The following is a 16574-nucleotide window of genomic DNA, read 5'->3' on the forward strand; positions in this document are numbered from 1 at the left end:
TTTTATAACAAAATAATGGGGGCGGATATGAAATGAATCCTGAAAAACAAGAAGAACAAAGAATTGGCTTATGTATTGATAAGGAATCTGGGCGTAAGAGATTTGAAGGAGTATACTGTACTGATTATCTAACTGCTATAACAAATACTATGTTCGACCATGCGAAACAGCTTTCTGATAAGAAGTTCCAGCAGCACTTTTTTCAAAACTTCACGGAGTATCTTTCCCCTGAGATCAAAGGATGGGTTTTATGGGACGATTTCCAGAAGGTCAGCAGGAAGTTTGAAGAACTAAAACTAGAGAATATCTATAATAATCTAAATCTAACTTTTGATGGTACATCACAGCTTTCTGAGGAGGAAAGAGTCGAAAGAGTCGACGATTATTTGTACGACTTGAGAGGACAGATAGCCGTAGAAGTAGCAAAAACGAATCCAAGAATCGATTTATACCTTTACTATGATCCTGAACATACACATGCATTTGATGTGCGGACTTCAGATTCTATTTTTGTTAATCACTTAATGACTATAGTAGCAGAATGGAGCGATGGAGTAGCATTTGAAGAAAGACAAGTTGCTAATGGAGGTGAAGAGAGTTATCCCAGTCACACGCTCCGTTATGTTTATCATAACAAAGAAGAACTGGCAGGGAGGGTGTATTTATATGGAGAAGGGTATGATAACAGTATTGTTATGTACGATTTAAAAGGTAAGCTGACTAATATAATGCCTTGGGAAAGAGATAAGGATCTTGCTGTGACATGGAAAGAAGAATGTAGGATTACGAATCTTACGTTGGATCCAGCCTATGCAGCCAATCATTTACAGCAAAGCAGTACAGTAAGGCAAAACAGTGGAGAAGAAAAAGATATAAAAGAATTTGCTGATAAAAATCCAGTGTTTGAAAATGAACTTAGAGAAGGAGAGGAAAAGAATATTCCTTCCACTCCTGACGCTTCTGCTTCTGATCTTAAGATTGTAAACGAACAAGCCAAAAATTTAGAGAGTACTACCCCAAGCAGTACAGTAAGGCAAAACAGTGGAGAAGAAAAAGACATAAAAGAATTTGCCGATAAGAATCCAGTGTTTGAAAAAGAACTTAGAGAAGGAGAGGGAAAAAATATTCCTTTCATTTCTTACTCTTATAGTTTTGGTCTTAACTCTCTAGCTGAACAAGAACATTACAAAAGAATTGCCAGAATTGCCCCAAGCAGTACAGTAAGGCAAAGTGATAATCAAAGGATGTATATGATTTGTGGAGAAGAAAAAGATATAAAAAAATTTCTCGATAAGCACCCGATGTTTGAAAAAGAACTTAGAGAAGGAGAGAAAAAAAATATTCCTTTCACTCCTTACGCCTATGCTTCTGAATTTAAGTCTAAAAACAAAAAGCTTATTTTGTGGAACGAAATCAATTCAATTATAAATTCTCGTAGGGAATTTCAACCAGAAAACCTTACAATAAGAAAAAATATAGATGCCTGTTTTGAAAAGATAATGTTAGAAGTCGCAAAAGAACGATCTGATATAACGATCGTGATGTGTAACGATTACAGCATTGATAAAGATGTGAGAATTGTTAATGGAAGCCGGATAGACTCACGTGCTGCAGCTCTTCGTTATATTTATCATACGCCAGAGCTTAGGGAGAAAGTAGTTTTCTACAATGGAGCACAAAACAGAATGGCACCATGGGAGGCAAATCCCGAATTATGGAAAGCATGTGTCAAAGACTTTGGCATGGATCTAAGACCAAATGAACAGTTGACTCAGCCAAAAAGTACGGCAAAACAAGACAATAGTACGAGGACAGAGACGCTAGTAGAAATAAATCCTTTGGAAAATAGAGAGGAATCAAAGCAAAAGACAGATCAAACGATTCAGCCAAAAAATACACATCAAGACAAGCCGTCACAACTAAAGGATTTAGCTTCTCGACATAACCATCAATCCTCGTAAAATATATTTTGTCTAACAGTTTTCTTTCAAGGTGTCTATAAATCATAAAATTTATTGAATAACACATTCCTTCCGGAATTTGTTTCGATATTGTGTGATTTCTCAGAGTACAATGGATGTATGGAAAGGATCCAACGGGAATTTGCTACTCACCCCTGTAGTTTTGTCTACCTTGTAAAGTCTGTTACCCGTGCCACTGTTATCACTACCAACTCATTAGCTGTTTCGATAATGGACTAGACTTTCAAATAGTAGTTGGAAGGCAGCTTCTAGCTCTTTTATCACCGTATTCTATTAGGCGAGGTTGTGGCTATACAGTGAGTTTCTGGGGAATCCCACAGTATCGAAGCATTTTCCAAAATTTAAAATGAAAGGAGGTCCTTCTTCCATGAAATTATTTGTCGGTATTGACGTTAGCTCTGAAAAATTAGATGTTTGTTTTCTAACTGACGATGATCAACTCTCTATATTGTCTGAAATCCCTGTTACCAATGATATTGAGGGTGCCACATCCATACGAGATATGATTCTTGAGTTCAATGAGAATTATCACTTTAATCAGATTGTGATTGGTATGGAATCAACGTCCATGTACAGCTTTCACCCTTCCATGTTTTTTCACGAAGATGAGGAGCTGAAGAAACTCAATACACTTGTAACGATTGAAAATCCTTTTCGGATTAAACAGTTCAGTCGCATGTTTGATGAGGATAAAACTGATCGAAACGATGCATTAAGAATTGCTGACTTTTTGCGTATCCAACGATTCACAACTTCCCCTATCAAAGAAGAGAAATACATGGCTTTACAGCGTTTAACTCGTACTCGCTATCAACTCATTAAGCAATTAACTCGTACAAAACAACATTTTCTGGAAAATCTAACGTACAAATGCAATACGCTTGCTCGAGAAATGCGAGACGAATCGACAAGTCTTTTTAGTGCCACAGTCATTTCCCTTATGACAGAAGACTTCACCCTCGATGAGTTAGCTGAGCTTCCTTTGGAAGCCTTCTGTGACTTACTTCAAGAAAAAGGAAGAGGTCGGTTCAAGCAACCAGAAAAAATTGCCAAGGCGATTCAACGAGCTATCAGATCAAGCTATCGCTTAGGATCTGTAGCCCAAGAGTCTATTGATATTGTTCTGGGTGTTCTTGTCTGCGAAATACGGGCTCTTGAAAAGAACATCAAAGAACTAGATAAAGCAATCGAACAATTAGTGGTTGTTATTCCAGAATACCAATGCTTAACCAGTATTCCAGGCGTTGGTAAAGTCTACGCCGCTGGATTGATCGCTGAAATCGGTCAAATCGAAAGATTTGAAGATCAGACGAAATTAGCAAAATATGCTGGATTAAGCTGGAAAGTCAAACAATCCGGGAACTATCAGTCACAAAACACGCCTCTGACAAAACAAGGGAATCGATATTTCCGTTATTACTTAGTTGAAGCTGCCAACTCTGTAAAAAATTATCTTCCCGAATATAAAGCTTTTTATCAAAGCAAATATAAAGAGGTTCCAAAACATCAACACAAACGAGCTCTCGTCTTAACCGCAAGAAAATTTACGCGTCTGGTGGATACGCTACTACGTAACCATCAACTCTACACGCCCCCAAGGAGCGTGATAGATAAATAACACTTTGTTATTGACGCAAATCCTTGAAATGACCCGAAAAAATTTTGATTTTGGTCGGGTCTAGTTAAGTGCGCTTCAAAACAGGTGACTCAATAAAACTATGTTTCATTTTTATCTTGACTTATTACCATTAGACTTATCAGATATCATGCAAGCAGCTGATATACAGCATAAAGAAAATAATCAATCAAACAACTGGAAACAAGATAGTCCAACAAAGCAAAATGTAAGTACAAATACACAAAAAGAAATATCGTTGATAAAAGCAGAATCTTGGGCAGACAGCAATGAATCGAAGCGAGTGGGACAGTTAATAAAGACGTGGGAAACTCCCTCCCAAACGACGAGTGCAACCACATTAGATTCAAGAAAACAGGGGTTAGGGCAACTTCTAGAAGACGTAACGACACGTAAAAGTTATCCTTCTGGAGATAAAAAACAGGTAATTCCCAATAAAGCTTTATCTCTATCCAAGACACAGCCACATCTTGAATTTTGATTTCAGGAAATTTCATTTTAAATTTAGTAGCGAAACATAAAAAAGGGACTGTGACAAACGACGTGTCACAGCCCCTTTATTCCAAATATGTTCAAAAGCTTGCATCTGAGGTAATAAGCCTAACTAAACGAAAAATAGGAAGAGCTATTTTTGTTTGGCTGTTCTTATTACTTGATGCAGGACAGCTTTTTCACAACCTCTTTATAAAGCTTTCTTATGCCATTAGAATCGAAGGATCAATCCAAGTCTCTATTCGATCACCAATACGCCTTCTTTTAATGCAAATGGATTTTGATCGTTGATGTGGTCATAGAACATCACACCGTTGATATGGTCGATTTCATGTTGAACGACGATCGATTCATAATTCTTCAAACGAATCTTGTGTTTTTCACCATTCATATCATAATAAGACACAGTGATTTTGGCGTGGCGAACGACATATCCTGGTACTTCTCGGTCAACAGATAAACAGCCTTCGCCTTCCCCTAAACAAGCATCTTGAACAGAATGGCTCAAAATTTTAGGATTATACATAACAGTACTTAGAGAAGGTTCATCTACCTCTGGGTCTGCACTTGGTACGTGAACAGCAATGATTCTTTTAGAAATATCTAATTGAGGCGCAGCTAAGCCAACACCGCCTCGTAAGTGCAATTCTTCAGCTTTGATTGGATCTTGGCTGTTTTTTAAGAACTCAAGCATCTCTTTTCCTAAAGAGAGATCTTCTTCGCTTAATGGAAGAGAAACTTCTTCTGCAACTTCGCGTAAGGTCGGATTTCCTTCACGAATAATATCATCCATTGTAATCATGGAATATGTACCCCTTTCTTAGAAGACTATATTCAAGTCTATTTTCGCATTATAGTTTACCACAAAAATGGAAAAGTAGTAGTAAGATTGTTTGAAAACTACTTTTTCTTAATGATTAACCACTTGATTTCCAGCCCGGTTTCAGGTAAAGTATAGCTGTGTGCTCTAGGCGCACGGCCTGCCACTTGGTTAAGCGAATCACCAACGTTTTACTCAGTCGCAGGGGAATAATCGAAAGAGGTGAAAGAAATGGCAATTTCAAAAGAACGCAAGAATGAAATCATCAACGAATATGCTCGCCATGAAGGGGATACTGGTTCTCCAGAAGTACAAATCGCTGTATTAACTGAAGAAATCAACCACTTGAATGAACATGCACGCGTGCACAAAAAAGACCATCATTCATACCGCGGCCTAATGAAAAAAGTTGGTCACCGTCGTAACTTGTTAGCTTACTTACGTAAAACTGACGTTCAACGTTACCGCGAATTGATCAAACGTTTAGGCTTGCGTCGTTAATTTTAGTCAAAAAGAGTGGGATTCACATGAATCTCACTTTTTTTACTCGTATATCAATTAAGCAAAATTCCGTGATCAAGCTAGATGGACTCCTACTAACCAAATGAAAGCTGCTCAAAAAACGGCTTTCGGCAGTTTTCATTTGTTTAGTAGCGTCTTGCTTTCACGAGAAGGAAAAGGAGAAGTTATGTCAGAAAAACAAGTATTCAAAACGACATGGGGCGGCCGTCCCTTACAAATCGAAGTCGGTCAGCTAGCAAAACAAGCAAACGGAGCCGTTTTAGTCCGTTATGGAGATACAGTGGTCTTAAGTGCAGCTGTGGCCTCTAAAGAAGCAAAAGATACAGACTTTTTCCCATTAACGATCAATTATGAAGAAAAAATGTATGCAGCAGGGAAAATCCCTGGAGGTTTCATCAAACGAGAGGGTCGTCCAAGTACAGAAGCAACATTGACTGCCCGTTTGATCGACCGTCCGATCCGCCCGATGTTTGCGGAAGGCTTCCGTAATGAAGTCCAAGTAACGAACATCGTGATGAGTGTAGAAACTGACTGTTCACCAGCTATGGCAGCGATGTTAGGTTCTTCTTTAGCACTATCAATCTCAGATATCCCATTTGATGGTCCAATCGTGGGTGTAGAAGTTGGTCGTGTAAATGGTGAGTATGTCTTGAATCCAACGGTAGAGCAAGCAGAACAAACAGATATCGAATTAACTGTTGCTGGTACGAAACAAGCGATCAACATGGTTGAAAGTGGCGCGAAAGAAGTTTCAGAAGAAGACATGCTTGGTGCATTGCTGTTTGGTTTTGACGCTATCAAAGAATTAGTTGCTTTCCAAGAAGAAATCGTTCAAGCAGTAGGAAAAGAAAAAATGGAAGTCACTTTACTGCAAGTTGATGAAGTATTGAAAAAAGAAATTTTTGATGCTTCTTACGCTACAATGAAAGCAGCAGTAATGACCGAAGAAAAACTTGCTCGCGAAGAGAACATTGAGCAAGTGAAACTCGATATTCGTGAAGCTTACGCTGAGAAATTTGCAGGTCACGAAGATGAAGATCACTTATTGAAAGAAGTCAAACAAATCACGGAAGATTTAGAAAAAGATGTCGTACGTGAATTGATTACCATCGATAAAATCCGTCCTGACGGGCGTAAATTGGATGAAATCCGTCCATTGTCATCAGAAGTCAGCTTATTGCCACGTGTACATGGATCAGGATTGTTCACACGAGGACAAACACAAGCTTTATCTGCTTGTACACTCGCACCTTTAGGAGAGCACCAAATCATTGACGGTTTAGGGGTTGAAGTCAGCAAACGATTCATCCACCACTACAATTTCCCTCAGTTTTCTGTTGGTTCTACAGGACGTGCAGGATCTCCAGGACGTCGGGAAATCGGACATGGCGCATTAGGAGAACGAGCATTGGCACAAGTAATCCCTTCAGAAGAAGAATTTCCTTATACGATCCGCTTGGTAGCAGAAGTATTGGAATCAAATGGTTCTTCTTCCCAAGCAAGTATCTGTGCTGGCACGTTAGCATTGATGGACGCAGGGGTACCAATCAAAGCACCTGTTGCCGGTATTGCGATGGGACTTGTTTCTGATGGTGAGAACTATACGATCTTAACAGATATCCAAGGGCTGGAAGATCATCTTGGCGATATGGACTTTAAGGTTGCCGGTACAAAAGATGGTATCACTGCTTTGCAGATGGATATCAAGATCCAAGGAATCACAGAACAAATCCTAACTGAAGCATTGACTCAAGCAAAACAAGCACGTATGGAAATCTTAGAAGAATTGACTTCAACGATTGCTGCTCCACGTGAAGAATTAAGCCAATATGCACCAAAAATCGAAATGATCCAGATCGAACCTGCTAAAATCAAAGATGTCATCGGTAAAGGCGGAGACACGATCAATGGAATCATCGATGAAACGGGTGTAAAAATCGATATCGATCAAGATGGAAAAGTAAGTATTGCTTCTGCTGATGCAGAAATGATCAAAAAAGCCATCAAGATCATCGAAGATCTGACAAAAGAAGTCAAAGTCGGTGAAGTTTATCTAGGGAAAGTTGTCCGTATCGAAAAATTCGGTGCATTCGTCAACTTGATCAAAGGAAAAGATGGACTTGTCCATATTTCTCAATTGGCAAACGATCGTGTCAATAAAGTCGAAGATGTTGTTAAACTAGGTGATGAGATCCTTGTGAAAGTAACGGAAATCGATAAACAAGGACGCGTAAATCTGTCAAGAAAAGCAATGTTGAATGAAGATGGTTCAACGAAAAACGAAGCAAAATAATTTTAATTCTTATGAATATTGTGTTTTGTGATCAAGAAGTTGACAGGAGAACAACAATTATTCGAAAAAAAGGGAGGTGACGATTTTTGTCATCTCTCTTTTTTACTGAAGTTTCTTGGTGCATATTTTTGGAGTCCTTCTAAATAAAGCGTAAAATAAAAGTGAGATAAAAGGACGAAGGAGGGGAAGGCTATGCTGAACTTTTTATGGTCGTTGTTTATCGGCGGTGTGTTAGGTTTGATAGCTGGTGCCATTTTGGGAAAGGAGGTCCCAGGTGGTGTATCTGGAAATATCATTATCGGCTTTTTAGGCAGCTGGCTTGGCGAATTTTTACTAGGACCGCTAGGACCGGAACTTGGCGGTTTTTATTTGATCCCAGCACTATTGGGTGCAATTTTTTGCCTTGCGCTTTATTCATTTGTGGCAAGACGTATCAGGGAACGACCAAAGAAAGAATAATTTTATTCAAATAAGTTGACACTTCAGTGTGTTACTTGGATAATTAGAAGCAATTTAGGAAAGCGGGTGTCATGGATAAGAATATCGTCTATCATTCAAGCTTACCTAAAGGATATCCATATAACAAGAAATGAGGGGAAAACGTGGCAACAACGCACAATACCAAAAAAATATCAATGGCTGGCCTGCTTGTAGCGATGGGAGTCGTCTACGGTGACATCGGGACAAGTCCGCTTTACGTGATGAAATCGATTGTTGAAGATAATGGCGGATTGACAGGAATTAATCCTGATTTTGTTATCGGATCAGTCTCATTGATTTTTTGGACATTGACTCTACTGACAACGATCAAATATGTCGTGATTGCACTAAATGCAGATAACCATGGGGAAGGTGGAATTTTCTCACTCTACACACTTGTCCGAAAAGGTGGGAAATATTTGATTATTCCTGCAATGATCGGAGGAGCTGCCTTACTAGCAGATGGGGTATTGACCCCTGCTGTGACGGTAACGACTGCGATTGAAGGATTGCGGGGAATTCCGCAGTTTTTTGACCGGTTCGGTAATAACCAGAACGTGATCGTCATTATCACTTTAGTTATTATTTTTGTCTTATTCATGGTCCAACGCTTTGGTACAGATATTGTCGGAAAAGCATTCGGACCAATCATGTTCGCTTGGTTTACTTTTTTAGGAGTAATGGGGTTGCTGAATTTTAGCCAGGATTGGACAGTTATCCGTGCATTGAACCCTTATTACGCAATCCAGCTGCTTTTTAGTGCAGATAACAAATTAGGCTTGTTCATTCTTGGAAATATTTTCTTGGCTACGACAGGTGCAGAGGCGCTTTATTCCGATCTTGGACATGTCGGCAAACGAAATATTCGTTTGAGCTGGCCTTACGTCAAAATTTGTTTGGTCATCAATTATTTTGGGCAGGCTGCATGGTTATTGAATGTTTATCAAAACCCTGAAGCACAGCAAATCAAGAACTTGAATCCATTCTTCCAAATGATGCCTCAAAGTTGGATCGTGATTGGCGTTGCTTTTGCAACAGTTGCTGCGGTGATTGCTTCGCAAGCATTGATTACAGGCTCGTTTACGCTGGTTTCGGAAGCCATCAAGTTGAAACTGCTGCCTCGATTAAAGATCATGTATCCTGGGAACAGTATCGGGCAAATGTATATCCCAGCAGTCAATCTGATTCTATGGATCGCCTGTTCTCTAGTGGTCGTCACATTCCGAACTTCCCATCATATGGAAGCTGCTTATGGTCTGTCGATCACGGTGACCATGTTGATGACGACGGCATTGCTTTACTTTTATCTTATCCAAAATGGGCATTCTCGTTGGTTTGCATATTTAGTTACCTTTTTCTTTGGTGCAATAGAAGTCGTTTTCTTTATCTCAAGTGTCGTCAAATTCTTCCGTGGCGGTTTTGTAGCCGTTCTGATTGGTTTGATCATCTTAGTCGTGATGTTCATTTGGGAACAAGGGAACATTATCCGCGAATCGTCAACAGAGGATGTGTCTTTGAGGGATTATATCCCACAGCTTAAAGAATTACGTGATGATGCTTCTTTACCAATCTATCAGACGAATGTTGTCTTCCTAGTTCCTGATATGGCTGAAGATAAAGTGGGACGACAGTTCATCTATTCGATTTTAGATAAGCGACCTAAAAGAGCAAGAGTCTATTGGTTTGTTCATGTGGAAGTGACGGATGAGCCATATACGAAAGAATATCAAGTAGATATGATGGGCACCGACTTTATTGTCCAAGTGAATCTGTTCTTAGGTTTCAGGGTCCAACAGGAAATTAACGTATATGTTCGCCAAGTCATCCATGATTTGATGAAACAAGGTCGTTTGCCAAAACAGCCACAAAGATACTCTTTGACACCAGGACGGGAAGTTGGCGATTTCCAATTTGTTCTGATTGATGAAGTAGTCTCAAATGTGACAACTCTAGGAAAATGGCAACGTCAAATCATGCAGGCAAAACTGGCAATCAAAAAAATCGCTACCTCGCCAGAAACATGGTTTGGGCTAGAGTACAGCGAAGTAAAACATGAAACTGTTCCGCTTATCATTGGAAATACTCGGAAAACATGGTTGAAAGAGCGGTTGTGAAAGTAGCGCTTTGATCTAAATTCAGCTTTTGAATACCGTTTTTATCAGAGATCATGAAAAAGCTGTTTAGCAACAAGTAACGCAATGCTTTTAATAGGAAGGAGATGTGGCATTTTTCAGCCACATCTCTTTTTTTACTCCTAATATAAATACGCATTATTTTCAATTTTTTTGTAGAAAAAGGGTACAATAGAAAAAGAGAAAGGCGGGAGAATATGGTTATCAATTTCATTATTTTATTTTTGATGATCGCAATTACTTCATTTTTTGTAGCAAGTGAATTTGCTTTAGTGAAAATCAGACGATCAAAATTGGAACAATTAGAAAAGGAAAACGTGAAGAACGCCAAGCTAGCTCTTCATGTTACACACCATTTAGATAATTATTTATCAGCTAGTCAATTAGGAATTACGCTAACCGGGTTGATCATCGGGTGGGTCGGTGAAGGCTCTGTCGCGGCTCTACTGGAACCAGTGATCGGTAAACTACCTTTCAGTTCGGCTATCAGCAGTACAATCTCTGTGGCGCTAGGATTTATTTTAGTGACGTATATCGATGTGGTTATTGGCGAACTGCTTCCTAAGAGCTATAGTATCGTCAATACGGAGAAGGTCGTCTTGTTCGTAGTCAAACCGCTTCATTATTTTTATAAAGTAATGTTTCCTTTTATTTGGGTATTGAATCATTCAGCAGCGGGTCTAGGAAAGCTTTTAGGTGTGCGCCTCGTATCTGAAGGAGAAGAAACCTTGTCTCAAGAAGAGCTGACACTAGTCGCATTGAATTCTTATGAAAAAGGTGAGTTAACCAAAGAAGAATATCATTATTTGGAAAACGTGTTTGAATTTGATGATACCTTGGCAAAAGATATACAAGTAGATCGTACGTCTATGCAAGTATTCGAAGCTTCGGAAACAGTAAAAGAAGCGATAAAAGCTTCGATTGAGCAAGGACATACTCGCTATCCGGTGATTTTAGAATCCAAAGACAATGTTCTAGGTTATGTTACCTTACCAGATTTGATCAAGCAATCTTATAAAGATGATCAACTGACAGTAGAACATTTGATTAAAGAGCCAATCGTAACAACTGAAACAATCCCTATAAAAAAATTATTGACGATCATGCGAAAAAAAGGAAAACATATTGCTATCTTAAAAGATGAATATGGAGGGACAAGCGGCTTAGTAACGATTGAAGATATTTTAGAAGAAATCGTCGGGGAAATCCGGGATGAGACAGATTTGGACGAAGCGTTGATAGCGGAACAGTCAGATGGCTCTTATATCATCTCCGGCAAACTAACATTAGATGATTTTCAACGTTATTTTCATGTAGAGATTCCAGAGTTTGAAGAAACGAATTTTACTACACTTGCGGGATTTGCTTCTAGCCGATATAAAGAAATAAAAGCAGGTACGATCATTGAGATTGCCTCATTCCGTTTCACGGTATTAGAATACCAGCATGCGCATATCGATTATTTCAAAGTAGAGACCATGGAAAGAGATGCAGAATAAAAGAAAAAATGCTGTGACAAAAAATGTCACAGCATTTTGTTATCTAAAAAAACTGTTTTCGGTAAACGAAGAAGATATTTTCAATAAAAGTTTTCATTTTTAGCCGCACCGATTTCTTTTAATCAAGGTTACCTTGCTTCGGCATGTTCTAACGTGAAATGTTCCTCTTCACCCATATGTTTCAATTGTTTCATCGAACGCATGTAAGAGTAAAGCAACACTGCAACAGAGCCGATCCAAGCTAGAGGAGAAGCTGCTGCGGCTCCTGGATACCCCCACATTCCTGTAAGAACGATAGCTGCAAAAGAACGCATAAGCAATTCCATCATACCGGCGATCGTAGGAATCTTGCTTTGTCCAAGACCTTGAAGCGTGTAGCGTAAAATGAACAGGACTGCTAAGATCCAGTAAAGAGACCCATTGATATTGAAGTAGGTTTGTGCTAATTCAAATACATGTGTTTCTGATGGGCTAACAAACAGTTGAACAAAGAAATGTCCAAAGAAAATGACGATAGCACCTGCTAAAAGACTAAATCCGACACTCATCAATAAAGTTTGTCGTACACCTTGCAAGATTCGACCATATTCTTTTGCACCATAGTTTTGTGCAGTGAAAGTCGCCATTGCGATACCAAATGACATCATCGGTTGATTGGCAAATTGATCAATACGACCAGCAGCGGCTTGAGCAGCCACAACATCTGTTCCTAAGCTATTTAGTGCCGCTTGTAATACGATAGCACCGACAGCGATGATTGAAGACTGGAACGCCATTGGCAAAGCTGCATTTAGATGTACACGAAACTCTTCTTTATCAAAATTGAAATCTTTTTTGCGTAACTGTAACAAAGGCATTTTTTTCTTGATATACACAAGACACAGTACGCTAGAAGAAACTTGTGCGATTACGGTAGCAATAGCTGCACCTTCCACACCCATACCAAAATAGATAATAAAAATCAAATCAAGTACGACATTGATGATAACCGCAATGATCAGAAAGAATAATGGTGTGCGGCTGTCACCAAGTGCGCGAATGACATTAGAAAGCAAATTGAAACTGACGGATGCAAAGATTCCTAACAAAATAATTGAAATAAACGTTTGTGCTTGATCAATTATTTCAGGAGGAGTTTGCATCAACTGAAGCATCGGACGAATAAACAGGAGACTCAGGACGGTTAAAATCACAGTGACGACAAGACTAATAACAACACTAGCAGCAAAACTTTTCTTCAGACCCCGATAATCTTTTGCACCGTAACGTTGTGCAGTAATAATGGCTAAACCAGCTGTTAACCCTTGGGCAAAACCAATGATCAAAAATGTCAGGCTTCCAGTTGCACCAACCGCTGCTAGCGCATTTTTACCTAGTGTCTGACCCACGATGATCATATCAATCATATTATAAAACTGCTGAAAAACGTTTCCGATCAGTAAAGGAACAGTGAACAGCAAAATCAGTTTAGCGGGGCTTCCTTTTGTTAAATCGCGCATCTTTTAAACTCCTTATATCTTTAAAATTTAGTTAGTAGTATATAGCGTTTATCCTGAGAATACCAATTAGAAATCAATGATAATTGATGAAATTCCATAAAAAGAAGCCAAGAATTGAGTCAAAGAATCAACAACTTGGCCTGGTCTGTAAAATAAGGGACATCCACGTTTATCTATCACCTTAATATTGTCTGATCTCACTTGGTAAAAGGATCGTTTCTCTCGTACCGTCATCATAGGCGTATACTTGAGCAGGAAATTGGTTCGAATAGGCAAACGGCAAATCAATATCCATTTCCACATTGCTTCCTGCTTGAGAAAAATGCATCGTCACTTTTCCACGATTTTCGATCAAATCAAAGGTTAATATATTTTCTAATGGAATGACTCCCTTAAGATCTAGGTCAATAATAAACCATATACTGTCAATCAATTCATCTGGCAAACTTGATACTACACCAACTGAAGCGTAACGGTTGCGGCTGCTATCAAAACTTTCAAACATCTGGTTAACCTCCTTCGAATCAACGAATGTTTTTATTTTTATAATCAATCATAGGATAAACTAGAAATACTTACTTTAACGAGGGTTCATTCTAATAAAGAATCAGGAAAAATGCAACAATAATTGAATACTTTTTTTCAAAGTATAAATTTTTATAAAGGTACGATAAAAATATGCGAGGGAAAGCTTGGTAAATCAGGATTTTTCGTTTGCAAAGCTATTTACAAAAGTGGAAGCCCCATATGAAAATAAACGATTAGAAATAAAAAAGGCGTGTTAAAAGCTGCTGACCCGCCACTTCTAACACCACCTGATTGTTTCAGTATTATTCTTCTTTTGAACCGATTACTTCTGGTTCGCCGCCTTCACCTGTGCTTTCTTCTTCTTCACTTTGAGCGACTACAGCAGCAATTTGTTCTTCACTGTCGGTCACGAACTTGTAATCGTCGTTTTTTGGAAGATCGGCTACTGTAATAGAATCGCCTAATTCCAAGTTTGTCACGTCGACTTCAATTCGTTCAGGCAATTTGTCTGGTGTAGCAGACACGACTACTGTATACAAGTTTTGAGCTAACACTCCACCCGATTTAACACCAATTGATTCGCCAACAAGAACGACTTCTGTTTCGACTTCTGTTTCTTCCGACATGTTGACAGATAGAAATTCTGCATGTTCGAAATGATTAGTAAAAGTGTTCGTTTGAATCTTATGAACCAATGTATTGATTTTTTGTCCGTCAATGTCCATCGTGATAACTGTGTTTGCTCCATGTTCACGCAACAATTTGCTTAGTGTCAAACCATCGAATGAGATAGGGGTACTTTCTATTTTATACCCATAAACAACAGCTGGAACTTTCCCTTCGTGACGAAGTTTATTTCTTAATGAACGAGGACGTACTTCTCTTTTACTTACTTCTAATGATACTGACATAACCAAAATTCCTCCTTAAAATGTGACTGTCTGCTTTGGTAACGGACAGATTTTATTTAAGTGAATTCTAAAGGCTAATCTCGTGCACATCATCGAAGGCAGGGCGCTTAAAAAAACGCAAAAGGAGAGATGTGCGCATCTCCCCTTAGAAAGTCAGGATTCAACTTTTCTCCACCAGGTCATTACGCTGTGTATGAGAAATCCAATTCACTTTACTCTTTAACCGTAACGCGAACTACTGGTTAAGTCAAGGAATAACGCTGCTGATTTATTTGCAAGCAAACATATTCAAGGTATAATTCTTATTAGTAATAAGAAAGGAAACGGTATGCGCTTAGATAAATTAATAGAAGAAAAATTAGAAACGACACGTAAGGAAATGAAGCGGCTGTTTGCTTTGAAGCAAGTGATGGTCGATGGCACAGTCGAATTTCGACAAAATCGAAATGTAGACAGTTTGCTGCATCGGATTGAAGTAGCAGGTGAACATTTAGAAACAAATGAGTCCTATTATCTTCTCAACAAGCCTAAAAAAGCTGTGACTGCCGTGTCAGATCCAGAAAAGACGACGGTAATCGATCTGATTGCAAGTGCCGATCGTTTTCAGCCGCTCTATCCGGTGGGAAGACTGGATAGAGATACAACAGGACTATTGCTGATTACTTCGAATGGCCAATTGGGATATGAAATGCTCCTTCCTGAAAAAAAGGTCTCAAAGACTTATCAAGCAGTGGTGAACGAAAGGGTGACATCAGCAGACGTAGCAGCATTTGAAAAAGGAATCGTATTCGCTGATGGGTACCAGTGCCAGCCGGCTAATCTAAAAATACTCAAAGCAGACAAGCACCAAAGTACTGTTTTATTGACGATCCAAGAAGGAAAATTCCATCAAGTCAAAAAGATGTTTTTAGCCCAAGGAAAGAAAGTGATCGCATTGAAGCGGTTAAGCATGGGACCATTGGAATTAGATGAACAGTTGGCAGTAGGCGAGTACCGATCGTTGACGCTAGCAGAGATGAAAAAGTTAAGTATTTATTTTAAATAGGAGATCAAAAAGATGAGATATAATACTTTATTGTTTGATGTTGATGATACATTACTAGACTTTCAACAAACTGAAGCAAATGCTTTAAGTGCTTTGTTCGCAGAGCAAGGAATCACGTTGACACCAGAAATCAAAACGAGTTATAAGGCTTTGAATCATCATTTATGGCAGGAATTTGAAAAGGGCAGACTATCACGAGAAGAAGTAACAGGCAGTCGTTTTGGATTACTCTTCCAACAATTTGGGAAAACAGTAGATAGTCGCCAAATGGAGAAACGCTATCGTCACTACTTGAACCAAGGACATGACCTTGTTCCAGGGAGTCTAGAACTTCTGAAAAAGGTCCACCCTCACGCCGAACTTTATATTGTAACGAACGGTGTATCGCATACTCAATATCAGCGTTTAACAGATGCAGGAATGCTTGATTATTTTAAGGATATATTTGTCTCAGAAGCTGTCGGAGCGCAAAAGCCGATGAAAGAATTTTTTGATCATGTATTTTCCCGCATTCCTGATCTTGATAAAAAGCAGACGGTGATCATTGGCGATTCACTGACTTCTGATATCAAAGGAGGGAACATGGCAGGGATCGATACGATTTGGTTCAATAAAAACAAATTGCCGGAAATCGAAGAGATCCAACCCACTTATCGAATCGATTCTTTAGAAGAACTTTACTCATTATTGGAAATTGAAAAGGATTAATTTTCAGAAAAATATAGCATTTTCGTG

The 16574-nt window shown here is 38.9% G+C and carries 14 protein-coding genes; 10 read left to right on the forward strand and 4 right to left on the reverse strand.

Features of this window, described 5'->3' with window-relative positions:
- The first annotated feature begins 32 nt into the window (after window positions 1–32).
- The 3 genes from AC1F25_RS11010 to AC1F25_RS11020 all read left to right on the forward strand — a co-directional run bounded on the left by AC1F25_RS11010 (window position 33) and on the right by AC1F25_RS11020 (window position 4099).
- The gene (locus AC1F25_RS11010) at window positions 33–1961 is read left to right on the forward strand and encodes a hypothetical protein (RefSeq protein ID WP_479994108.1); all 1929 of its coding nucleotides are present in this window, start codon (window positions 33–35) and stop codon (window positions 1959–1961) included.
- A 388-nt stretch (window positions 1962–2349) separates the two neighbouring features.
- On the forward strand, window positions 2350–3600 hold the full coding sequence (locus AC1F25_RS11015) for an IS110 family RNA-guided transposase (protein ID WP_119364931.1): 1251 nt from the start codon (window positions 2350–2352) through the stop codon (window positions 3598–3600).
- A gap of 100 nt (window positions 3601–3700) precedes the next feature.
- The gene (locus AC1F25_RS11020; RefSeq protein WP_479994109.1) at window positions 3701–4099 is read left to right on the forward strand and encodes a hypothetical protein; all 399 of its coding nucleotides are present in this window, start codon (window positions 3701–3703) and stop codon (window positions 4097–4099) included.
- A gap of 249 nt (window positions 4100–4348) precedes the next feature.
- On the opposite strand, the gene def is transcribed toward AC1F25_RS11020, so the two are convergent.
- The gene (gene def / locus AC1F25_RS11025) at window positions 4349–4912 is read right to left on the reverse strand and encodes a peptide deformylase (RefSeq protein WP_002309767.1); all 564 of its coding nucleotides are present in this window, start codon (window positions 4910–4912) and stop codon (window positions 4349–4351) included.
- A 249-nt stretch (window positions 4913–5161) separates the two neighbouring features.
- On the opposite strand from def, the gene rpsO reads away from it, so the two are divergent.
- The 5 genes from rpsO to AC1F25_RS11050 all read left to right on the forward strand — a co-directional run bounded on the left by rpsO (window position 5162) and on the right by AC1F25_RS11050 (window position 11856).
- Entirely contained in the window at window positions 5162–5431 is a 270-nt protein-coding gene (gene rpsO / locus AC1F25_RS11030; protein ID WP_002289282.1) for a 30S ribosomal protein S15, read from the forward strand.
- 187 nt (window positions 5432–5618) lie between these two features.
- The gene (pnp, locus tag AC1F25_RS11035) at window positions 5619–7745 is read left to right on the forward strand and encodes a polyribonucleotide nucleotidyltransferase (protein ID WP_151668952.1); all 2127 of its coding nucleotides are present in this window, start codon (window positions 5619–5621) and stop codon (window positions 7743–7745) included.
- A 192-nt stretch (window positions 7746–7937) separates the two neighbouring features.
- Window positions 7938–8204, forward strand: a complete 267-nt coding sequence (locus AC1F25_RS11040; protein ID WP_002293441.1) for a GlsB/YeaQ/YmgE family stress response membrane protein — start codon at window positions 7938–7940, stop codon at window positions 8202–8204.
- 143 nt (window positions 8205–8347) lie between these two features.
- Window positions 8348–10339 carry a KUP/HAK/KT family potassium transporter gene (locus tag AC1F25_RS11045; protein WP_002309765.1) on the forward strand — a complete coding sequence of 664 codons (1992 nt, stop codon included), beginning with the start codon at window positions 8348–8350 and terminating at the stop codon, window positions 10337–10339.
- 215 nt (window positions 10340–10554) lie between these two features.
- Window positions 10555–11856, forward strand: coding sequence for a hemolysin family protein (locus AC1F25_RS11050; protein ID WP_151668951.1), 1302 nt, complete (start codon window positions 10555–10557; stop codon window positions 11854–11856).
- Window positions 11857–11984: 128 nt separating this feature from the next.
- Here AC1F25_RS11050 and AC1F25_RS11055 read toward each other — a convergent pair whose 3' ends face one another.
- The 3 genes from AC1F25_RS11055 to AC1F25_RS11065 form a co-directional block, all read right to left on the reverse strand.
- Window positions 11985–13355 carry an MATE family efflux transporter gene (locus AC1F25_RS11055; RefSeq protein WP_002293436.1) on the reverse strand — a complete coding sequence of 457 codons (1371 nt, stop codon included), beginning with the start codon at window positions 13353–13355 and terminating at the stop codon, window positions 11985–11987.
- 181 nt (window positions 13356–13536) lie between these two features.
- Window positions 13537–13860, reverse strand: a complete 324-nt coding sequence (locus AC1F25_RS11060; protein ID WP_002289744.1) for a DUF960 domain-containing protein — start codon at window positions 13858–13860, stop codon at window positions 13537–13539.
- Window positions 13861–14185: 325 nt separating this feature from the next.
- A complete protein-coding gene (locus AC1F25_RS11065) occupies window positions 14186–14794 on the reverse strand; it encodes a 50S ribosomal protein L25/general stress protein Ctc (RefSeq protein ID WP_151668950.1) in 609 nt (202 codons plus the stop codon).
- Window positions 14795–15122: 328 nt separating this feature from the next.
- Between AC1F25_RS11065 and AC1F25_RS11070 the strand changes: the two genes are divergently transcribed.
- Entirely contained in the window at window positions 15123–15839 is a 717-nt protein-coding gene (locus AC1F25_RS11070) for a 16S rRNA pseudouridine(516) synthase (protein WP_002312433.1), read from the forward strand.
- 12 nt (window positions 15840–15851) lie between these two features.
- Window positions 15852–16547 (forward strand): YjjG family noncanonical pyrimidine nucleotidase, encoded by a 696-nt coding sequence (locus tag AC1F25_RS11075; protein WP_002313975.1) that lies wholly within the window; start codon window positions 15852–15854, stop codon window positions 16545–16547.
- Window positions 16548–16574 lie beyond the last annotated feature (27 nt).

The sequence above is a fragment of the Enterococcus sp. M-BR2 genome, from assembly GCF_056612775.1.